Consider the following 21,157-nt stretch of genomic DNA (forward strand, 5'->3'; position numbering starts at 1 on the left):
TGTTACAGGCCGCAGTGGCACCCGGCACCGACAGGGCACCGGAATCCGGCACCGCCAGCCCTGGGCGCCAAGCTGCGCCCATCAGGACTTGATGGCCCGGTGGCCGATGTCCTTGCGGTATTGGGCGCCGTCAAATTGAATGGACTGGGCGACCTCGTAAGCGCGCTGCTGGGCCGATTTGACCGTGCCGCCCAGCGCAGTGACGCACAGCACGCGACCACCCGCAGTAACGGTGGCGCCGTCCTGCTTGAGGGTGCCGGCGTGAAACACCATGGCGTCTTCGGCGGCTTTAGGCAGGCCATGGATGACATCGCCCTTGCGCGGGTTGAGCGGGTAACCGTGCGCCGCCATCACCACACCAAGGGCCGGACGACGGTCCCACTCCAGTTCGACCTGATCAAGGGTGCCGGAAGTGGCCGCCATCATCACGTCAAACAGATCGGTTTTCAGCCGCATCATGATGGGCTGGGTTTCCGGGTCGCCCATGCGGCAGTTGAATTCGAGCGTCTTGGGCCGACCCTGGCCATCAATCATGAGGCCGGCGTAAAGGAAACCGGTGAAGGGAATGCCGTCTTTTTCCATGCCCTTGATGGTGGGCAGAATAATCTCCCGCATGGCGCGGGCATGCACATCCGGCGTCACCACGGGGGCCGGTGAATACGCCCCCATGCCACCCGTATTTGGGCCCTGGTCGCCGTCCAGCAGGCGTTTGTGGTCCTGGCTGGTGGCCATGGCGGTCACGTTTTTGCCATCGCACATGACGATGAAACTGGCCTCCTCGCCCTGGAGAAACTCCTCAATCACCACCCGCGCACCACCCTCGTTGTGGGTGACGCCCAGCACGTTGTGGTCCGGGCTGGTGGCCAACATGAACTCGATCGCCTCATGCGCCTCATGCAGCGTCATGGCAACCACCACGCCCTTGCCGGCCGCCAGGCCATCGGCCTTGACCACAATGGGCGCACCCCTTTCGTCGACGTAGGCGTGCGCCGCTACGGCATCGGTAAAGGTTTCGTATTCAGCCGTCGGAATGCCGTGGCGCTTCATGAAGGCCTTGGAAAAAGCCTTGGAACTTTCCAGCTGGGCGGCCGCTTTGGTCGGGCCAAACACCCTGAGGCCATGGGCGCGGAATTCATCGACAATGCCGGCGGCCAGCGGTTGCTCCGGCCCCACCACGGTAAGGGCTATTTTTTCGGCCAGGGCCCATGCGCGCAGCCCCTGGACGTCGGTGATGCTGATGTTCTCCAGCCGCGCATCCAGCGCCGTGCCGCCATTGCCCGGTGCCACATACACCGCCTGTACCTTGGGCGATTGGGCCAGTTTCCAGGCCAGCGCGTGCTCACGGCCGCCGCCGCCAATAACAAGAACTTTCACGGGAGGTTCAATCTAAAAAACAGCAAATAGCTGAGGTACAAAATAAGAAAAAAGACGACACCGAGAACGATCTTGACGACGGCCCGGCCGCGGCGCTGCAATTCGAGCGCCTGGTCATTGACCGTGCCGGCCTTCACGATGTTGGCGCGGGTCTCATCGACCAGCGACTTCTGCATGGCAAGGGATTCCTTTTGCAGGTCCATCGCCTGGCTGCGCAGGCGGTTTCCTTCCTGCAGCAGGTTTTCGATGCGAGCCAACCGCTGCGCGGTATCGGTGTTCTGCTCCATGGTCACTCAGATGTGTCCAGCGCGGCATTGTGAAAGACTTCCTGCGTGTCGTCCAGGTCTTCCAGCACATCCAGCAGCTTTTGCATCTTCCGGGCATCTTCGCCGGTCAGCTCGATCATGTTATCGGAACGCATGGTGACTTCGGCCAGCTCGGGCTTGAGCGCGGCAGCCTCCAGCGCTTTTTTGACAGCTTCAAAATCGGTGTAGGGCGTCAGCACCTCGATGGCGCCGTCGTCATGCGTGATCACATCGTCGGCACCCGCTTCCAGCGCCACTTCCATGACCTTGTCCTCGCTGGTGCCGGGCGCAAAAATCAGCTGGCCACAGTGTTTGAACTGAAAAGCCACCGAACCTTCGGTCCCCATGTGGCCGCCGTGTTTGGCAAACGCATGGCGAACTTCCGCCACGGTGCGCACCCGGTTGTCCGTCATGCAATCGACAATGATGGCCGCCCCGCCAAAGCCGTAGCCTTCATAACGGACTTCTTCATAGTGAACGCCTTCAAGGCTGCCGGTGGCTTTGGCGATGCCGTACTTCACGTTATCGGCCGGCATGTTGGCAGCCTTGGCTTTGTCAACAGCCAGGCGCAGGCGCGGGTTGGTGCCCAGGTCACCCCCACCCATACGGGCCGCGACCATGATCTCCCGCATCACGCGTGTCCAGACCCGCTGGCGTTTTTCATCCTGGCGACCCTTGCGGTGTTGAATATTCGCCCATTTGCTATGACCAGCCACGGAAATCCTTCGTAATTGATTTAATCTACGTCCATCATTTTACTTTTAGGAAGCCCTGCATAGCCCCCTGCGAGGCCCTGTAGCCCGGATCGGGATGAGCTGCAAGCTTCCTTACACCCCAGGACACTGCCATGGTCGAACCCTTATTGATTGCCAAGAATGCGTCTATCCATTGTGAGCTTATTCCGGGGCTTGCCAACCGCCACGGCCTGATTACCGGCGCCACCGGCACCGGCAAGACCGTCACGCTGCAAACGATGGCTGAAAATTTCTCGAAAATCGGTGTGCCCGTCTTCATGGCGGACGTCAAGGGAGACCTGACCGGCATCAGCCAGGCTGGCAGCATCGGTGAAAAAATGGCCGGCATCCTCAAGGAGCGCGGCATTGAGGCTCCCGAACCCCTGGCCTGCCCGGCCACGCTGTGGGACGTGTTCGGCGAGCAGGGGCACCCCGTTCGCGCCACGGTGTCGGACATGGGCCCGCTGCTGCTGGGCCGCATGCTCAACCTCAACGAGACCCAGGCAGGCGTGCTCAACCTCGTGTTCAAGATTGCCGACGACAACGGCCTGCTGCTGCTGGACCTGAAGGACCTGCGGGCCATGCTGCAGTACGTGGGCGACAACGCCGGCCAGTTCACCACGCAATACGGCAACGTCAGCGCCGCCAGCGTGGGCGCCATACAGCGCGGCCTGATGCAGATCGAAAGCCAGGGCGCAGACAAGTTCTTTGGCGAGCCCATGCTCAACATCAGCGACTTCATGCAAACCGACGGCGCCGGGCACGGGATGATCAACATCCTGGCGGCCGACCGGCTGATGAATTCGCCGCGCCTGTACGCCACCTTCCTGCTGTGGATGCTGTCCGAGCTGTTTGAGCAGTTGCCCGAAATCGGCGATCCTGAAAAACCCAAGCTGGTGTTCTTCTTTGACGAAGCGCATTTGCTGTTCAATGAAGCACCCAAGGTGCTGGTTGAACGCATCGAGCTGGTGGTGCGCCTGGTGCGCTCCAAGGGCGTGGGCGTGTATTTCGTGACGCAAAACCCGCTGGACATTCCCGACTCCGTCCTGGCCCAGCTGGGCAACCGGGTGCAGCACGCCCTGCGCGCCTTCACGCCGCGCGACCAGAAAGCCGTCAAGGCGACCGCCCAGACCATGCGACAAAAACCCGGGCTGGACATCGAGACGGCCATCACCGAGCTGGCCGTGGGCGAGGCGCTGGTGAGTTTTCTCGACAGCAAGGGCCGCCCCAGCATCACCGAGCGCGTCTATGTGCTGCCGCCCGGTAGCCAGATCGGCCCAATCACCCCCCAGCAACGCCAGTCGCTGTTGCAAAACTCGCTGGTCGCGGGCGTCTACGAAAAGGAAGTCGACCGTGAATCCGCCTACGAAAAAATCAAGGGGCGCGCTGATGCCGCGGCCGAAGCGGCGGCCAAAGCCCCCGCTGGCGGCGCGGCGGGCGAGTCTGCCTCCGGCGGCATCCTGGGTGGCCTGAACGATGTGCTGTTTGGCAGCACCGGCCCACGCGGCGGCCGGCACGAAGGCCTGGCGCAAAGCATGGCCAAGTCGGCCGTCCGCACCATGGGTTCCGCCGTCGGGCGAGAGATCATCCGGGGCGTGCTGGGCGGTATTTTTGGCGGCAAGCGGCGCTAAGCCAAATAAAAGAGTAAAAGACTAAGAGCCGCTAGCAAAACCCAGCGCAGTGGTCCTGGCCAGGCGTGCCGCCGCAGACAGTGCTGTAGCACGGCAAGGCGGCACAACGACGCCAGGAGGGTTTTGTTAGTGGCTCTAAAAGACGCCAAAGCAACATCGCCGTTCATCACGGCCCTGTTGCAATGCCACAGGCGGCGATATGCTGCCGGGCAGTACTCGGACGCCTGCTGGGCATGCCGCCCGCCCCGCTGCTCTGGCCCTGTTCCCCCTGCGTCATGTAGCCGCCGCGCCGCCTGTCGCAAATTAGCGACCGGCAAGGCGTTCCGGGCTTGTCAAGCTCAACAGCCGTCGCTACATTGGGATTTTGGAAGGACACACAATGCCCTCTGAAGTTGCCGCGAAATCTGTCGATGCCGCGTCCGCGCCAGCCTCATCCCTTGCGCCATCCGCCACTTCGTCCATTTCGTCCGCCTCGTCCGCTTCATCCATTTCTTCCGATTCGTCCACCTCACCCCGCCATATCCGCCTGACCTCGCACGCCGGCGGCCAGGGCGCCCTGACCATTCACTGGGGTGCGGCCAGCGCGGCCGAACGCGGGCCGGTGGTGGGCACCACCACGCGGCGCAGCCACCGCAACGTCATCGGCACGCACAGCGGCTCCTACAGCGTCTACCGCGCGCTGGCCATCGCGTCAGGCGCTCTGTCGCGCCAGCACAGGGCAGACCTCACCAACACCACGCCCACCGACCTGATCGGCCCCTATCCCCAATGGAGCGAACCCGGCCGCATCGTTTCCCTGGACCCCTGGGGCGCCGCGGTGGCCGACGTGTTTTCCGCCGAGTTGGCCGCCGGCTACGACATCCGCCCGACAATCGCCATCACCAAGGCCCATGTGATCCTGCCTGAAGTCATTGAGGCGCTGCAGTCGGGGCGCCTCAAGGCCGACGGCAAGTACCTGACTGACGGTGGCGCCGCCATGGTCACGAAGGCCGCCATCGAGCCCGTCTGGTATTTGCCCGAGGTGGCCCGGCGCTTTGGTTGCAGCGAAACCGACTTGCGCCGCGTGCTGTTCGAGGAAACCGGCGGCATGTACCCCGAACTCGTCACCCGCAGCGACCTGGAGGTGTTTTTGCCCCCCATCGGCGGGCAGACCGTCTACATCTTTGGCAACCCGCAGGACCTGGCCAACCCCGCCATTGAACTGACAGCGCGGGTGCATGACGAATGCAACGGCTCGGACGTATTTGGCTCGGACATCTGCACCTGCCGCCCTTACCTCACCCACGCCATCGAGGAATGCATCCAGGGTGCGCAGCGCGGCGGCGTGGGCCTGGTGGCCTATTCGCGCAAGGAAGGCCGGGCGCTCGGCGAGGTCACCAAGTTCCTGGTCTACAACGCGCGCAAACGCCAGGTGGGCGGCGACACCGCCGACCAGTACTTCGCCCGCACCGAATGCGTGGCCGGCGTGCAGGACATGCGTTTTCAGGAGCTCATGCCCGATGTGCTGAGCTGGCTGGGCGTGCGCAAGATTCACCGCCTGGTGTCCATGAGCAACATGAAGTTCGATGCCATCATCAAGGCCGGCATCGAGATCGGCGAGCGCGTGAATATTCCGGACGCGCTGATTCCCGAAGATGCGCGCGTGGAAATGGATGCCAAGATGGCCGCAGGCTATTTCACGCCGGGGCCGGTGCCCGACGCCGAAGAGCTCAAAAAGGCCAAGGGACGGGAACTTGATACCTGAGCCCCCAATTTTACGGACGCATCAGCCATGAAAAAAATAGCTGGTGACGCCCAACTGCTGTCGGCTGCGGCCGAACTGCGTTCTACAGAAACGATACGGACGCGGGCCCGCGCCCTGCTCGAACGGGCACGCCGCGGCGAGTCGGCCTGGTTCACGGTCAACGACGGGGCGCTGGACACCGCCGCCGTACTGGTCGCCGAACTGACCCGCGCCCGCTACCCGGATCTCAAGATTCCGTACCACAGCCGCTGGCGGCACTTTGAAGCCGGCGGCGTGGACCGGACCGGCCAGTTAAACGCGGCGCTGGCACAGGTTTCGGCGGCTGAACGGGCACGCGCCCAAATCGACCTGGCCCTGGTCAGCGTGCTGCTGGATGCCGGCGCCGGCCCCGACTGGACCTACCGGGAGCCCGCGCAGGCGGAACACCCCGGGCACGAATACAGCCGGTCGGAAGGTCTGGGCGTGGCCAGCTTTCATGCCTTCATGGCTGGCCTGTTTTCCAGCGATCCATCACTGCCATTGCAGGCCGACACCCAGGGACTGAAAGCCGTCACGGCCGAACGGCTGGGCCAGGCCTTTCAGGTCACAGCCAGCAATCCGCTGGTGGGCCTGGAGGGGCGTGCAGCGCTGCTGCGCCGCCTGGGCCAGGCACTGCAGGATCAGCCGGCCCTGTTTGGCCAGCCGGGGCGACCCGGCCACCTGTTCGACCTGCTGGTTAAACAACAACCACAGCAATCGTTCAAGGTTGAGACGGAACAAACAAAGACAGATCAGGAACAACGGCCCGCCGTTCACGCACACGAGCTGCTGTCGGTGCTACTGACGGGTCTGGCACCCATCTGGCCCGCGCAGAACGCCATTGAAAACATTGCGCTGGGAGATTGCTGGCGGCACGCCGCGGCTTGCGGCGGTAGTGCGACCAAGAGTGCGGCCAACGGGGTGGCCAGTGGTGTGGTCGGCAGCGCTCCGGCCAGCCTCAGCGACGGCTGGATGCCTTTTCACAAACTGTCGCAGTGGCTCGCCTACTCGCTGCTGGAGCCGTTTGAATGGGCTGGCATTCGCGTGCAAGGGCTGGACGCGCTGACCGGGCTGCCCGAATACCGCAACGGCGGCCTCTTCCTGGACGCCGGCGTGCTGCGCCTGAAGGATGAGTCGCAGGCCGGGCAACTGCATGGCGCCGGCGATGAGCTGATTGTGGAATGGCGCGCACTGACGGTGGCCCTGCTGGACGAACTTGCACCGCTGGTCCGCGAGCAGTTAGGATTGACTGCCGAGCAGATGCCGCTGGCCTGCGTGCTTGAAGGGGGGACCTGGGCCGCCGGGCGGGCACTGGCACAGCAACTGCATGGCGGCCAGCCGCCCCTGAACATCGAGAGCGACGGCACCGTCTTTTGAAGCAATAGCTTGAATCAAGAATAAAGCGCATCACAACATGACCACTCGCAGCGACAAAGTCCACGTCATTGACCACCCGCTCGTGCAGCACAAGCTCACGCTGATGCGGCGCAAGGACGCCTCCACCAACACCTTTCGCACCCTGCTGAACGAGCTGAGCTTGCTGATGGCCTACGAGGTCACGCGCGACATGCCCATGCAGGAGATCGAGATCGAAACGCCGCTGGAAACAATGACGTCCAGGGTCATCGATGGCAAAAAACTGGTCTTCGTTTCCATCCTGCGTGCCGGCAACGGCATCCTGGAGGGCATGCTCAGCGTGGTGCCCGGCGCGCGCGTTGGCCATGTGGGCCTGTACCGCGACCCGAAAACGCTGACTGCGGTCGAGTACTACTTCAAGATGCCGCACGACATGCAGGAACGTGACGTCGTTATCGTCGACCCCATGCTGGCCACGGGCAATTCCGCCATTGCAGCCGTCGACCGGCTCAAGGAACTCAACCCGAAGTCCATCAAGTTCGTCTGCCTGCTGACCTGCCCGGAAGGCATCGCCGCCCTGCAAAAAGCCCACCCAGACGTGGCCATCTACACCGCGGCCATCGACCGCCAGCTCAACGACCACGGCTACATCCTGCCCGGTCTGGGTGATGCGGGCGACCGTATCTTCGGCACCAAGTAGCCGTCAGGCAACCGCTAGCAATCGCCAGGCAACCGTCAGGCAGCCGCTACACTCCCCGCATGTTTTTACCTACGTTTGCACGGCGCGCCGCCGGCGCCGCGCTGCTGGGCCTTGCCAGCCTGTTTTGCCCGGCTATTCAGGCCGCCCCCTACACCCCCGCCAGTGATTCAGAAGTCGTCGAGCGCCTGCCCGGCCGGGCCAGCGATCCGGCGCTCAGGCGTGTCGAGTCGCTGCGCCGGCAACTCGCTGCGCGGCCGGAAGACGCCATCCTGCGGGTAGAAATCGCGCGGCGCTATTTCGACATGGCCATGGCCCAGGGCGACCCGCGCTACGTGGGTTACGCCTCTGCGACGATCGCTCCGCTGGCTCCGCCGGCTGCGGCCGGGTCCGGCTACTGGCTGCTGCATGGGCTGATCCAGCAATACAGCCACAACTTCGAAGGCGCTCTGGCCAGCCTGGCCAAAGCCAGCCAGCTGGACCCCGCCTCGCCCGAGCCCCTGTCCTGGCGGGCCGCCGTCTTCATGGTGCAGGCGCGCTACGCTGAAGCCCTGGCCGACTGCGAGCGGCTGACGCCGCTGGCCGAGCCGTTGCTGGGCGCGGGTTGCATCGCCTATGTACGTGCCACCACCGGCCAGCTCGAGGCCGCCTTCGGGCAACTGGCCACCGCTGGCAAGGCCGCACCGCAGACCTCACCCGAGTTGCTGCTGTGGCTTGACACCCGGCTGGCAGAAATGGCGTGGCGGCTGCAGCGCCACGACGCCGCGGAGGGCTACTTCCGGGATGCACTCAAGCAAGGCATCACCGACCAGTTTCTGCTGGGAGCCTATGCAGACTTCCTGCTGGCACACCAGCGACCGGCAGAGGTGCTGAAACTGCTGGCCGGGTGGGAACGCTCCGACGTCCTGCTGCTGCGGCTGGCGCTGGCAGGCGCCGCCGCAGGCGACACGCGCGCTGGCGACTGGGCCGGGCAGCTGCGCGAGCGCTTCCAAGCGGCTGCGCAGCGCGGCGACCGGCTGCACGAGCAGGAGGCGGCGCGCTTCGAGCTTGACATCGAACACAACGCCGCCAAGGCGCTGGCACTGGCGGCCCGCAACTACCTGGTCCAGAAAGAGCCGCGCGATGCCGAAATCCTGATGCGTACCGCGCTCGCCGCCGGCCAGGCCAAGGCCGCACAGCCCGCCCTCGACTGGCTGCGCACCAGCCGCTACGAAGATCCGGCATTTGACAAACTCGCCACGCAGCTGGCCGCCCAGGGAGCCACACGATGAAGCGCGGCCTTGTGAAGCGCTTCCTTGTGCTGCTGGCCGCCCTGCTTTTGCAAGTCTTGCAAGGCACGGCCTGGGCCCACAAGCCTAGCGACAGCTACCTGACCCTGCGCGCCGCCTCCGGCAGCAGCGATATTGCCGTGCGCTGGGACATCGCCCTGCGCGACCTCGACTATGTGCTGCAACTCGACCGCGACGGCAATGGCGAACTGACCTGGGGCGAAGTCCGGCAGCGCAGCGACGAGATCACGCGGCTGGCCATCAACCGGCTGGAGCTCACCGTGGCTGACAAGCCCTGCGCCTGGGTCACTAGCAGCCCGCTCGCGCTCGACAGGCACAGCGACGGCACCTACGCCGTGCTCAGCCTCACCGCGCAGTGTGCCAACCTATCCGGCGTGCTCAAGGCGCGCTATTCCCTGCTGTTCGACGTGGACCCGTCCCACCGGGGCCTGGTGCAATGGATAGCGCCCGGCACCGAGAGCGCCCAGGCGCTGGTCTTCGGCACCGACTCGGCCGAGCAGTCACTGGCGCTGCAACCCGCCGGCGCCTGGCAAACCCTGCGCCAGTACCTGCTCGATGGCGTCTGGCATATCTGGATCGGCTACGACCACATCCTGTTTCTGCTGGCGCTGCTGCTGCCGTCCGTGCTGATGCGGCGCCAGGGCCAATGGGAACCCGCCCCCCGGCTGGGCGGCGCTGTCAAAGAGGTGGTCAAGGTGGTCACGGCCTTCACGCTGGCCCATTCCATCACACTCAGCCTGGCGGCGCTGCAGATCATCAGCCTGCCCTCGCGGCTGGTCGAGTCAGCCATCGCGGCCTCGGTGGTCGTGGCGGCGCTGAACAATCTGCGCGGCACGATTGAGGGCCGGCGCTGGGTGATGGCCTTCGTGTTTGGCCTGCTCCATGGCTTCGGTTTTGCCTCGGTGCTGGCCGACCTGGGCCTGCCGCAAAATGCGCTGGTGCTGGCGCTGGTGGGCTTCAATGCCGGCGTGGAAGTGGGCCAGCTGGCCATCGTCGCCGTGTTTTTGCCGCTGGCGTTCTGGCTGCGCGCCACAAAGTTCTACCGCGTGGGCGTGCTCAAGGTCGGCTCACTGTTGGTGGCCATGCTCGCAAGCTGGTGGCTGGTGCAAAGGCTGTTTGATCTGTAGTATCGTTTTTGGCATTGCTCTGTGGTCCGCCAGCGATGGCGCAGGCGCTGAGGAAACCCTGCCCCGAGGGTGACGATAAAACCAGCACGGTGTGGCGCGCTGGCTGGCAGCAGCTCTCCCGTTCCACTGACCACTGACCACTGACCACTGACGCATTCCATCCTCGGGGGTTTCATGCTCGATTTACTGATCACCAACGCGACGCTGCCGGACGGCCGAACCAGCATGTCTGTTGCCGTGCAGGGCGGCCGCATCACCGCGGTGGAGCCTGGCCTCAGCGCCCCCGCCCATGAAACGGTAGACGCAGGCGGCTACCTGCTCAGCCCGCATTTTGTGGACCCGCACTTCCACATGGACGCCACCCTCAGCTACGGCCTGCCGCGTGTCAACGAGAGCGGCACCTTGCTCGAAGGCATCGCCGTGTGGGGCGAGCTGAAACCCACGCTGACGGCCGACGCCATCATTGAACGCGCCCTCACCTACTGCGACTGGGCCGTCGCCAAGGGCCTGCTGGCCATTCGCAGCCATGTGGACACCAGCGACCCCAGCCTGCTGGCTGTGGACGCGCTGCTGGAAGTCAAGAAACAGGTCGCGCCCTACATCGACCTGCAACTGGTCGCCTTCCCGCAAGACGGCGTGCTGCGCACCCAAGGCGGTGTTGAAAACCTCAAGCGCGCGCTGGACAAGGGCGTCGACGTGGTCGGCGGCATCCCCCACTTCGAACGGACCATGGCCGACGGGGCGGCGAGCGTGAAGCTGCTCTGCGAAATCGCCGCCGAGCGCGGCCTGCTGACAGACATGCATTGCGACGAGTCCGACGACCCGCTGTCGCGCCACATCGAAACGCTGGCCTTTGAAACCCAGCGCCTGGGCCTGCAAGGCCGCGTCAACGGCTCGCATTGCACGTCAATGCACAGCATGGACAACTACTACGTCAGCAAGTTGATTCCGTTGATAGCCGAGTCTGAGGTCAGCGTCATCGCCAACCCGCTCATCAACATCACCCTGCAAGGCCGCCACGACACCTACCCCAAGCGCCGAGGCATGACCCGCGTGCCCGAACTGATGGCCGCAGGCGTCAACGTTGCCTTCGGCCACGACTGCGTGATGGACCCGTGGTACGGCATGGGCAGCGGTGACATGCTGGAGGTGGCGCACATGGGCCTGCATGTGGCGCAGATGACCAGCCAGAAAGGCATTCGCCAATGCTTCGACGCGGTGACGACCAATGCGGCCAAGGTAATGCACCTGCAAGGCTATGGGCTGGAGGTGGGCTGCGATGCGAGTTTTGTGCTGCTGCAGGCGCGGGACGCGATTGAGGCGATTCGGCTGCGGGCGAATCGATTGAAGGTATGGAAGAAGGGAACGCTGCTGGCCGAGACGCCAGCGGCCACGGCGCAGTTGCGGATGACACTGCGATCACCAGCAACCAGCTTTATGCCTTCCCGGTAGTGTCTTCGCTGCCCGGGGCTTTGTTGGCCAGATCTTTGGCCAGGTGCGGCAGGTACTCCCGAACCAGCGTCTCCACCATGTCCGCCTGCGCCAGGTCCTTGGACTTCTTGAGGGGCTCGCGATGGATATCTTTGGAAAGCTCGCGCTTGATCCGGGCAAAGTCCAGTGGATGCACAGTGCGCATGCGCGCCATGGCGCCATTCACGCCGACCACAACCTGATCGAAACGGGGCACAGACAACAGCTTTTGCCCCATGGAGGCGCGAACAGGCCACAGATCCCCTTCGTCGGGTGTCAGCTGAAGCGGGTGTTCCGTCATGTCTTCCGGATCCGGCGGAAATCGGCGAATCAGGTCAATCTCGTAGCCTGAGGCGTTGCGCGCGGTGGAGTTGTCCAGTTCATCACGCTCAAAGGTCTTGTCGACCTTCTTCAGGATGCCGAGGAAGGACATCTTGCGGTCCTTCATCACTTCCATAAAGGCCGCTCTCCTGACGGTGTCGAAGAGCAGGTCAGCGTCCTGGGTGGCCATCACATCGCTTGGGAAACGCACACCCGCGGCGGTCTCGTAGGCAAACAGCGCGTGGGTTCCCACCACCAGAAAATGCTCAGCCACCCCGTAGCGCATCATCGCGTTGAGCACCTCAATCAGGATGTCCGGCGTTCGCCCCAGACGCAGCGCCTTGTTCATGCGCCTGTATTCCTCCGCCTTTTCCCGCAGAGTCTTTAGCCGAGCCTCAACCTCGGCTTTTCTTGTGGTGAACCGTTCATACTTCAACTCGTTCTCGGGTGAAGCGGGTCCGTGAGACCGCTGCCTGGAGTGAGCCGAGAGCGAAATAAGGTAGCGGCCGCCATCCTGCTCCCGCCAGAACATCGAGCCCCTGTGGCGAATAGCCTCCGCCTCCGCCTGCTCCAGCGCGGAGAAAAGCATCTCGGCATCGATGAGTTGCCGTTTTTGCTGCTCGTTCAGCTCATAAAAGGAATTCAAGGGCGTCTTCAATGTAAATATTGATTCTTCCAATTTACCTTGAAGAGTCTTAAACTTCAAGCTAAATTCATTAAATTACACTTTTACATTGAAGAAATCTGACTACGGGCGTCACCTTCGCCTTCGGCCACGCCACTGCCACTACAACTAGGCGTTGACTGAGCCGATAAACGATTCCGGGTAACGCAGGCCCGCAGCGGCATCGGGCGGAAATGCCTGGTCCAGCTCGGCCAGTTCTGCCTTGCTCAGTTCAAGGTCGAGAGCGGCGATATTCTGGTCAAGATACGTGCGCCGCTTTGTGCCGGGGATGGGAATGATGTCCTCGCCTTGAGCCAGCACCCAGGCCAAAGCCACTTGTGACGCCGTCGTGCCCTTGGCCCCGGCCAGTTGCTTCACCTTTTCCACCAGCTCGAGATTGCGGTTGAAGTTTTCACTCTGGAAACGCGGCGAAAAACGGCGACGGTAGTCGTCGGCAGGAATATCCTCCGGCTTTGAGAACGCGCCGGTGAGGAAGCCACGGCCGAGCGGCGAATAAGCTACCAGGCTCACCCCATGCTTGCGGCAAGCGGCCAATGTGCCGGTTACTTCCGGGTCGCGCGTCCACAGCGAATACTCGCTTTGCAAGGCGGCGATGGCATGCACCTTGCAGGCACGCTCGATAGTGGCAGCCGATGCCTCGGAAAGGCCAAGATAGCGCACCTTTCCGGCCTGCACCAGTTCAGCCATCGCGCCCACGGTGTCTTCGATCGGCACGGTCTTGTCGACGCGGTGCTGGTAATAGAGGTCAATCTGCTCAATGCCCAGGCGCTTGAGGCTGGCGTCGCAACTGGCCTTGACATATTCGGGGCGGCCATTGACCCCCCGCGCCGCCTCGTTGGCCGGGTCGCGCGACATGCCGAACTTGGTCGCCAGAAACACATCCTTGCGGCGTCCGGCAATGGCCTTGCCGATGAGCAGTTCGTTGGTGTGCGGCCCATAGACGTCGGAGGTGTCGAGGAAATTGAGGCCCTGGTCCAGTGCGTGGTGAATGGTGGCGACGGACTCCGCATCGTCGCGGTTGCTGTAGAAGTCGCTCATGCCCATGCAGCCGAGGCCGATGGCGGAAATGGCGGGGCCGTTGCGGCCGAGGGTGCGGGTTTTCATGGTGTTCCTTCTGAAAATATTGAGTTGGGGAATGTCAAAAAAATGGGAAGGGCCAGCGTTTCAGGCACGTTTGGGCATTGTTCGCAGCTCCTGGTAGATGCGAATCTTCTTGCGGATGTATTGAAGCGTTTCACCGAGCGCGCGCATGTCTTCCTCGACCCGCCGGGCATGCTCTTCCAGCAGGGTTTGCCGCTCGGCCAGGCTGTGGGGCGCCTGCCCCTGGCGCAGCAGCTGCGCGTAACGCTGCATGTCGCGCATGGACATGCCGGTGGCACGCAGGCGCACCAGGAACTCCAGCCAGCGCATGTCAGTGTCGCTGTAGCGGCGCGCGCCGCCGCGGCGGTCCACGGGCGCAATCAGGCCGATCTGCTCGTAGTAGCGCAGGGTGTAGGCAGTTAAGCCGGTGGCCTTGGCGGCCTCGGCGATGCTCAGAGATGTGCTCATGCCGTTACTGTAAAACTTCGAGTGCACTCGAAGTCAAGCCATTATTTTTCTGCCTGGATACATGGCGCGAGGGGCGGTTTGGATGGACCTGTGATGCGGCGTGCTGCGACTACATGCCGGAGGTGGCACACATGGGCCTGCATGTGGCCGAAACGGCAGAGATGGTGGCGAGCTTGACCGTCGCCAACCGACCCGCCAAGACCGCCTTCTTCAAGGTAAGTTAAGAACTTCCAGCTTTCACCTTGAAGAGCATGCTTCTCAGGTTCTCAAGCCACCGGCAACACGATGTCGACCCGCCCGCCGCCCATCGAGCCGCGTGTGAGCTTGAGTTCCCCCTGGTGACTGGCCACCAGGTCGCTCACCACGGCCAGCCCGACGCCGTGCCCGGGCACGCGCTCGTCTCCCCGCACGTGGAGCCGCAGGGCGGACTCCGTGTCGCTGAACCCGGGGCCATCGTCCTCGATGCGGATGCACAGGCGCCCTGCTTCGCGCCACACCCGCACCATGATGCGGCTGCGCGCCCACTTGGCCGCGTTGTCCAGCAGGTTGCCCAGCATCTCGAACAAGTCGCCCTCGTCGATGCGCCAGGCCAGGTCGGGCGGGCACTCGACGCTGAAGTCCAACGCCCTTTCGGCATAGACCTTGGCCAGCGCGTCGCGAATGCGCTCCAGGATCGGCGCCACCAGAAGCGGCGGCGCAAAGCGCGCGGCGCCCCCCGCAATGGCGCGCCCCAGCTGGTGCTGCACGATGTCGTCCATGCGGCTCACCTGCTGGGCCACCGTTGCTGGTAGTTGCGCCGGCTCGGCCAGGGCGCTGCGCAGCACGGCCAGCGGAGTCTTCAAGCTGTGGGCCAGAAAGCTCAGCGCGTCGCGATGCCGGGTCTGGCGCTCGCGCTCCTGCTGGATCAGGGTGTTCAGGTTGTCCGTGAGGCCCGAGATTTCGGTGGGGTAGCGGCCCTCGATGCGCGATTGCTCACCCTCTTCGATGCGCCGGATCTCGCTGGCCACGCGCCGCAGCGGTGCCAAGCCCCACCGCAACAGCCACAGCTGGGCCAGCAACAGCAGCACGGCGGCGCCGCCCAGCCAGAGCCACAGGGTGCGGGTAAAGGCGCCAACCTCGCGGTCGAAGGCCGCGCGGTCTTCCAGCACCGTGAGCACCAGCGGTGCCTCACGCGCGGAGGCCTTCCAGGTGACGGCATAGCTGACCGACAGGAAGGACCCACCGGCCCCATCCACCGTCTCGTTGCGCCATTGACCGGGTTGCAGGCTGCGCCGGAACGGCGGCGGAAAGCCCAGGGTCGAGGCTGACTGCCACTGATCCCCCCGCAACACGTTGTAGATACCGGCGTACAGGCCAGACCCCGGCAGCGAGAGGCGCGGCTCCGCAAACTCGGGCGGCATCACCAGCGCACCGCCGGCATCAAGTTCGGCAGCTGCCAGCAGCAGGTAGACGGTGCTCTGCAGCCGGCCAAAGTGGACGGTGCGCACACTGTCCTCATGGGCACGCTGCACCGCCAGCCCCGCACCGGCCATGAAGGCCAGCAGCACCAGCGCAGCCCCCAGAAGCAGGCGGGCGCGGATGGAGTAGCCGGCCTTCATTCCAGGGTGAACCTGTAGCCCCGCCCCCGCACGGTGTCGATGGGGCCGAGGCTGCCGTCCGGGTCGAGTTTGCGCCGCAGCCGACCCACCAACACCTCCAGCACGTTGCTGTCGCGGTCTTCCCCGTGCGGGTACAGGTAGTCCGACAGCGCCTGCTTGGTGACGATGCCCGGGCGCTGGCGCACCAGATACTCGAGCAGGCGGTACTCGAACGCCGTGAGCTCCAGCACCGCGCCATTGAGCCGCACCGCCTGCGCCGACAGGTCGATGCTGAGGGGGCCGAGCGTCAGCACGTCAGAGGCCGTCTTGAGCGAGCGCCGCAGCAAGGCCTTGAGCCGCGCCGCCAGCTCCGGGTATTCGAAAGGCTTGACCAGGTAGTCGTCGGCCCCGGCCTCCAGCCCCACCACTTTGTCTTGCCAGCTGCCGCGTGCGGTGAGGATCAGGATGGGTATGGCACGCCCCTCCTGGCGCAGGCGCTGCACGATGGTCAGCCCGCTCAGCTTGGGCAGCCCCAGGTCGACGATGACCAGGTCAACCGGGTACTCGCGCGCCAGGAACAGGCCCTCTTCGCCGTCCTTGGCCTGGTCGACCCGGTAGCCATCGGCCTCCAGCTGGCGGGCCAGGGTGAGCCGCAGCGCGGCATCGTCCTCGATCAGTAACAAGCGCATGGGTTAAAGCTGCCGCAGGCGGCCCTAGTGTGGTGTTGCATGCTTGATGGCACAAATAAAAATGATGGATTTTTGGTCAGGGCAAGGCGCAAACCACAGCGATACCCGTAGGTATCGCGCGGATTTGCAACGCCGCCATGGCCGAAAAGACGCATTTTTATGTGCCAGATAGCGTGCAACACCACACTATCGAACCTGGCCGGTGGCGACGTCCACCTGGATCACGCGGACCTCACCAGCCGGCGTGACCACCTTGACGCGCCATACCGGCCGGCCCGAAGACTCGGACTTTTCGACGGACAGCACGCGGCCGCCACTGGCCCGCTGGGCCGCCGCGGCCGCGTCGTCACGGCTCAGGTCGGCCCAGGCCAGGCTGGATGCCACCAGCAAGGTGGCGCAGAGCAGTTTGGCAAATGCGTTCATCGTGCGTTCATCGGTTGTAAGCACCATAGTACTCGCGACCGCCACGGTCATCGCGCCTGCCCTGGTATTCGCTTGCGCCCTGGGACTCGCGCCCCACCGACGCCACCGGCTCCACCGGGGCCACCGAAACGCGCACAGGCAAGGTGCGGCCCGGCTTCTCGCGGGTCACCGTGCTGTAGACCTGACCGTGGTACTCGTACTCGACCTGGTAGCCCGTGAGGCGGGACTGCACGTCGTTGACAGTGTTGCAGGTTTGCACCTGGCGCTGCTGCGGCTGGGATGCCTGCTGGTAGCCACCACCCCAACCGTTCTGGTTGGCAAAGTGCTCGCCGGCCAGCGCGCCGACCACGGCACCGAGCGCGGTAGCGGCTTCGCGGCCGTGGCCCTTGCCGACCTGGTTGCCCAGCACGGCGCCGGCCACACCGCCAACCGCCAGCCCGCCGTAATTGCGCGAAGCGGCCACGGGTTGCTGCTCGGTCACCCACTGGCTGGTGCACTCGTTGCGCGGCACGGAGACGTTCTCGTATTGGGGGTTGACATTGCGCACGCGGGCAGTGTCGTTGAAGGTCTGGGCTTGGGCGCCCGCTGCCAGCAGCGTGGTCAGGCAAAGAATGGCAGAACGTTTCATGAAGAGGCTCCTTGGTTGATATGGAGCACAGCTTACAAAGGGCTAGGTGAACGCAAGCTGAACGAAATCAATAAAGGTTCTTCGCGACGCCTACCCCAAGCGCCGCGGCATGACCTGCGTGCCCGAGCTGATGGCCGCAGGCGTCAACGTCGCCTTCGGCCAGGACTGCGTAATGGACCCGCGGTACGGCATGGGCTCGGGCGACATGCTGGAAGTGGCGCACACGGGCCTGCATGTGGCGCGGATGACGAGCCAGAAAGGCATCCGCCAATGCTTCGACGCTGTGACGACCAATGCCGCGAAGGTGATGCACCTGCAGGGCTATGGGCTGGAAGTGGGATGCGATGCGAGCTTTGTGCTCTTGCAGGCGCGGGACCCTGTTGAAGCGATCCGGTTGAATGTCTGGAGGAAGGGGAAGCTGGTGGCGGAGACGGCGGAGGTGGTGGCTAGGTTGCAGTTGGCAGGACGTCCGAACGAGGTTGGTTTCTCACATCAATGAGAATGCCTAACAGGATGAGTCGTAACGGCTGCTTTGGGCGGCTCCAGTCATTTGCGCGTTTGCACCAGGGGGAAGGTCAGGACTGACTGCTGACTTTTGCCTGTCGGAACTGCTCGCTCCAAACTGGACGGTCGCATTTACAGGCTGGCCGCCAGCAATGTGGCGATGATTGCGTCGACGGAAGCAGCCGGGAGTTGGCCAAAGCCGATACTCAGCTCTAACACCAGTTCTAACCAGCTCTGCGTAGCCCGCGAAAAGTCCGGGCCGGTGCACCAACAATGGCTGGCATGAACGGCGTCTTCTGTTCCGCGATTTTGCCTATACATGCCATGGCACTGTTGAGCGTCTTTGAGCTGACGGTTACACGCTCACTCCTTTGAGGTGACCAGCCTGGCCAATCTGCGATGGCGCCGTCTCGTCCAAACGGTCATCGCCAACACATGGTGCGTCGAGTCGCCTTGGACAGAATCCGGCCATAGCCCCTGACTCACTCCGGCTGGATGCCCGCCTCCTTGACGACCTTGCCCCACTTGGCGAGGTCGGACTTGATCACCGCGGCGTACTCCTGCGGCGTTCCGCCCTGGATCTCGATACCCGCAGCCTCCAGCTTGGCTCGCACGTCAGGCAGCTTCAGCGCTGCGTTGATCTCGGCATTGAGCTTGGCGACAATCGCCTTGGGTGTTCCGGCCGGCGCCAGGAACCCTCCATTCGTGTTGGCATCATAGCCTTTGAGCCCCTGTTCGTTCGCGGTCGGCACGTCCGGCAGAGACATGCTTCGCTTCTGGGTTGACACCGCAACGGCTCGTACGTTGCCGGCTTTTACCTGCGACTGGATGGCGCTGATCGTGTCGATGTAGAGCGCGGTGCGCCCGGCCAGCAGATCCGGGTGGGCGGCGGAAGAGCCCTTGTAGGGGACCAGCAGCATGGGCGCACCGCTCGCCATGCGAAACATCTCGGCCGCCATTTCCTGTGCACTGCCGCGGCCAGAGGTGGCTACCTTAGCCTGGTCTGGATTGGCTTTCATCCAGGCCACGAACTCGGGCAGTGTCTTGGCGGGAATCTGCGGGTAGATGGCGAACACCAGAGGGACCTCGTGGGTGTAGATGATGGGCTCGAAGCTTTTTTCCGGGTCCCAGCCCAGGTTTTTGAACAGGAACTTGTTGGTGTTGTGGCTGCCGCCCACGATGCCGATCGTGTAGCCATCGGGTGCTGATTTGGCCAGGACATCCGTGCCGAGGTTGTTGGATGCGCCAGGCTTGTTTTCGATGATCACCGGCTGACCCATAGCCGCCCCGATCTTGTCTCCAACGACGCGGGCAATGGTGTCGATCGCGCCGCCCGGCGGGGCGGGCACGATGATCTTGATGGTGCGGGTCGGATAGGCCTGGGCCGATGCCAGGGTCGGAACCACGGTCAGGGATGCCGAGACGGCAAGGATTTTTAACAGGGATGTGAGTTGCATGAAAGTCTCCTTTTGTGGTTGGGTCAATCGTCATCAAGCGCCGGCGGAATCAATGAAATACCTTCGCGCTACACGCTCTGCACCTGGCTCTCAGCCGCGCCCGACGTAGGGCATGGCGCTGGCCATGATGGTCATGTTCAACACGTTGGCGTCCAGCGGCAGCGCGGCGATGTGACGCACTGCGTTGGCCACGTGGTTGGCGTCCATCATGGGTTCAGGCGCGACCGTGCCGTTGGCCTGCAAAACGCCGCGGGTCATGCGCTCGGACAGTTCGGTCAGCGCATTGCCGATGTCGATCTGGCTGGCCACGATGTTGAAGGCTCGCCCGTCCAGTGCCACGGCCTTGGTCAGGCCCGTCACCGCGTGCTTGCTGACGGTGTAGGGCGCGGTGAAGGGGCGCGGCGTGTGCGCCGAGATCGAGCCATTGTTGATGATTCGTCCGCCCTGCGGCGACTGGCGGCGCATCAGCCCGAAAGCGGCGCGCGCGCACAGGAACACGCCGGTCACGTTGGTGTTGATCACGCTGAACCATTTGTCCAGCGGCAACTCGTCCATCGGCACCGCCGGGGCGTTCACGCCGGCATTGTTGAACAGCAGATCGAGTCGGCCGAAGCGGTGCTCGATGGCGGCGAACAGCGCCTCCACGCTGACCGGGTCGCTCACATCAGTGGGCACGGCCATCGCCGTCTGGCCACGCGTTTGGGCCTCGGCCACCAACGCCTGCAAGGGCTCGGCACGGCGGCCGGCCAGGACGACGCTCCAGCCGTCGTTAAGCAGGCCAAGGGCCGCGGCGCGGCCGATACCGCTGCCTGCACCTGTGACCAGCGCGATCTTCTTGGGGGTGGTGGTGTTCAAAGGGAGTCTCCTGTCATGGGTGTTGAATCTCCGGGGCTGGTGCTGCCCACGGTCATGGAAAACTGGCCGATGCCCGCCACGTCGCCCTGGACAACATCGCCAGGTTGCAGTGGGCCCACGCCCGCGGGTGTGCCGGTGTAGATCAGGTCGCCGGGCGCGAGCGTCACCGACCGCGACAGCATCGCCACCAGTTCGGGCACCGGCCACAAGAGGCCGGACAGGTCGGCGCGCTGCCGTTCGATGCCGTTGACCGTTAGCCACACGCTCCCCTGCCTCGGATGGCCGCAAGCCGCAGCCGGTACCAGGGGTGTGCAGGGGGCCGAGTGGTCGAAGGCTTTGGCGGCCTCCCAAGGGCCACCGGCACGCTTGGCTTGCTGCTGCAGGTCGCGCCGCGTGAGATCGAGCCCGGCGGCATAGCCCCAGATGTGATGCGGCTCCACATCGGCCGGGGCGATGTTCCGGCCGCCACGGCCGATGGCCACGACCAGCTCGATCTCATGGCAAAAGTCGTCTGTCTCCGGTGGGTAAGGCAGGACGCCGTGCGCAGGCACCACCGCGTTGGCGGGCTTCATGAACCAGGCGGGCATCTCCAGGGGCGTGGCCTCGTCCTGACGCCAGCGGTAGTTGCGGCCGATGCAAAACACGCGGCCCACCGGAAAAACCGCCGTGCTGCCAGTCACGGCCAGGGTCGTCGGCGCAGGCGCGGGGAAAACAAGCTCCGTCAT

20 protein-coding genes and 1 pseudogene are annotated in these 21,157 nt (G+C 64.1%); 8 read left to right on the forward strand and 13 right to left on the reverse strand.

Annotation, left to right across the window (positions count from 1 at the left end):
- Positions 1-81: 81 nt before the first annotated feature.
- Genes purD through AC1DS5_RS05665 form a run of 3 tightly spaced genes read right to left on the reverse strand, consistent with a single transcriptional unit; the run spans position 82 to position 2,395 of the window.
- Positions 82-1,374, reverse strand: coding sequence for a phosphoribosylamine--glycine ligase (gene purD, locus AC1DS5_RS05655; RefSeq protein ID WP_477717281.1), 1,293 nt, complete (start codon positions 1,372-1,374; stop codon positions 82-84).
- Entirely contained in the window at positions 1,371-1,661 is a 291-nt protein-coding gene (locus AC1DS5_RS05660) for a hypothetical protein (RefSeq protein WP_477717282.1), read from the reverse strand. Before AC1DS5_RS05660 ends, purD begins: the two co-directional genes overlap by 4 nt.
- Before the next feature lie 2 nt (positions 1,662-1,663).
- Positions 1,664-2,395 (reverse strand): YebC/PmpR family DNA-binding transcriptional regulator, encoded by a 732-nt coding sequence (locus tag AC1DS5_RS05665; RefSeq protein WP_477717283.1) that lies wholly within the window; start codon positions 2,393-2,395, stop codon positions 1,664-1,666.
- Positions 2,396-2,526: 131 nt separating this feature from the next.
- On the opposite strand from AC1DS5_RS05665, the gene AC1DS5_RS05670 reads away from it, so the two are divergent.
- The 7 genes from AC1DS5_RS05670 to AC1DS5_RS05700 all read left to right on the forward strand — a co-directional run bounded on the left by AC1DS5_RS05670 (position 2,527) and on the right by AC1DS5_RS05700 (position 11,727).
- Positions 2,527-4,044 carry a helicase HerA-like domain-containing protein gene (locus tag AC1DS5_RS05670; RefSeq protein ID WP_477717284.1) on the forward strand — a complete coding sequence of 506 codons (1,518 nt, stop codon included), beginning with the start codon at positions 2,527-2,529 and terminating at the stop codon, positions 4,042-4,044.
- A gap of 379 nt (positions 4,045-4,423) precedes the next feature.
- Positions 4,424-5,788, forward strand: a complete 1,365-nt coding sequence (locus AC1DS5_RS05675) for a GTP cyclohydrolase II (protein WP_477717285.1) — start codon at positions 4,424-4,426, stop codon at positions 5,786-5,788.
- Positions 5,789-5,815: 27 nt separating this feature from the next.
- Complete coding sequence (locus AC1DS5_RS05680; protein WP_477717286.1) at positions 5,816-7,183, forward strand: URC4/urg3 family protein; 1,368 nt, start codon at positions 5,816-5,818, stop codon at positions 7,181-7,183.
- Between the two features lie 37 nt (positions 7,184-7,220).
- Positions 7,221-7,862: a uracil phosphoribosyltransferase gene (gene upp / locus AC1DS5_RS05685; protein WP_477717287.1), complete on the forward strand. Its 642-nt coding sequence runs from the start codon at positions 7,221-7,223 to the stop codon at positions 7,860-7,862.
- Positions 7,863-7,921: 59 nt separating this feature from the next.
- Positions 7,922-9,130, forward strand: coding sequence for a hypothetical protein (locus AC1DS5_RS05690; protein ID WP_477717288.1), 1,209 nt, complete (start codon positions 7,922-7,924; stop codon positions 9,128-9,130).
- Positions 9,127-10,275 (forward strand): HupE/UreJ family protein, encoded by a 1,149-nt coding sequence (locus AC1DS5_RS05695; protein WP_477717289.1) that lies wholly within the window; start codon positions 9,127-9,129, stop codon positions 10,273-10,275. The genes AC1DS5_RS05690 and AC1DS5_RS05695 overlap by 4 nt, the downstream gene beginning before the upstream one ends.
- Positions 10,276-10,449: 174 nt before the next feature.
- Positions 10,450-11,727 carry an amidohydrolase family protein gene (locus tag AC1DS5_RS05700; RefSeq protein ID WP_477717290.1) on the forward strand — a complete coding sequence of 426 codons (1,278 nt, stop codon included), beginning with the start codon at positions 10,450-10,452 and terminating at the stop codon, positions 11,725-11,727.
- Here AC1DS5_RS05700 and AC1DS5_RS05705 read toward each other — a convergent pair.
- From AC1DS5_RS05705 to AC1DS5_RS05735, 7 genes are all read right to left on the reverse strand, one after another.
- Positions 11,711-12,712 (reverse strand): nucleotidyltransferase family protein, encoded by a 1,002-nt coding sequence (locus AC1DS5_RS05705; RefSeq protein ID WP_477717291.1) that lies wholly within the window; start codon positions 12,710-12,712, stop codon positions 11,711-11,713. The genes AC1DS5_RS05700 and AC1DS5_RS05705 overlap by 17 nt on opposite strands.
- Before the next feature lie 147 nt (positions 12,713-12,859).
- Positions 12,860-13,855, reverse strand: coding sequence for an aldo/keto reductase (locus AC1DS5_RS05710; RefSeq protein WP_477717292.1), 996 nt, complete (start codon positions 13,853-13,855; stop codon positions 12,860-12,862).
- 60 nt (positions 13,856-13,915) lie between these two features.
- Positions 13,916-14,299 (reverse strand): MerR family transcriptional regulator, encoded by a 384-nt coding sequence (locus AC1DS5_RS05715; RefSeq protein WP_477717293.1) that lies wholly within the window; start codon positions 14,297-14,299, stop codon positions 13,916-13,918.
- Between the two features lie 266 nt (positions 14,300-14,565).
- Positions 14,566-15,897, reverse strand: a complete 1,332-nt coding sequence (locus tag AC1DS5_RS05720; protein WP_477717294.1) for an ATP-binding protein — start codon at positions 15,895-15,897, stop codon at positions 14,566-14,568.
- Positions 15,894-16,565, reverse strand: a complete 672-nt coding sequence (locus AC1DS5_RS05725; protein ID WP_477717295.1) for a response regulator transcription factor — start codon at positions 16,563-16,565, stop codon at positions 15,894-15,896. The genes AC1DS5_RS05720 and AC1DS5_RS05725 overlap by 4 nt, the downstream gene beginning before the upstream one ends.
- Before the next feature lie 186 nt (positions 16,566-16,751).
- Positions 16,752-16,988 carry a PepSY domain-containing protein gene (locus tag AC1DS5_RS05730; RefSeq protein WP_477717296.1) on the reverse strand — a complete coding sequence of 79 codons (237 nt, stop codon included), beginning with the start codon at positions 16,986-16,988 and terminating at the stop codon, positions 16,752-16,754.
- A 7-nt stretch (positions 16,989-16,995) separates the two neighbouring features.
- Positions 16,996-17,616, reverse strand: coding sequence for a glycine zipper 2TM domain-containing protein (locus AC1DS5_RS05735; protein ID WP_477717297.1), 621 nt, complete (start codon positions 17,614-17,616; stop codon positions 16,996-16,998).
- 85 nt (positions 17,617-17,701) lie between these two features.
- On the opposite strand from AC1DS5_RS05735, the pseudogene AC1DS5_RS05740 reads away from it, so the two are divergent.
- Positions 17,702-18,115 (forward strand): annotated as a pseudogene (locus AC1DS5_RS05740) (amidohydrolase family protein); the annotation flags it as partial.
- A gap of 487 nt (positions 18,116-18,602) precedes the next feature.
- Here AC1DS5_RS05740 and AC1DS5_RS05745 read toward each other — a convergent pair.
- The 3 genes from AC1DS5_RS05745 to AC1DS5_RS05755 all read right to left on the reverse strand — a co-directional run bounded on the left by AC1DS5_RS05745 (position 18,603) and on the right by AC1DS5_RS05755 (position 21,157).
- Positions 18,603-19,577, reverse strand: a complete 975-nt coding sequence (locus AC1DS5_RS05745) for a Bug family tripartite tricarboxylate transporter substrate binding protein (RefSeq protein ID WP_477717298.1) — start codon at positions 19,575-19,577, stop codon at positions 18,603-18,605.
- Positions 19,578-19,667: 90 nt separating this feature from the next.
- A complete protein-coding gene (locus AC1DS5_RS05750; protein WP_477717299.1) occupies positions 19,668-20,432 on the reverse strand; it encodes an SDR family oxidoreductase in 765 nt (254 codons plus the stop codon).
- Positions 20,429-21,157: a fumarylacetoacetate hydrolase family protein gene (locus AC1DS5_RS05755; protein ID WP_477717300.1), complete on the reverse strand. Its 729-nt coding sequence runs from the start codon at positions 21,155-21,157 to the stop codon at positions 20,429-20,431. The genes AC1DS5_RS05750 and AC1DS5_RS05755 overlap by 4 nt, the downstream gene beginning before the upstream one ends.

The organism is Polaromonas sp. P4_H1, from assembly GCF_056400945.1.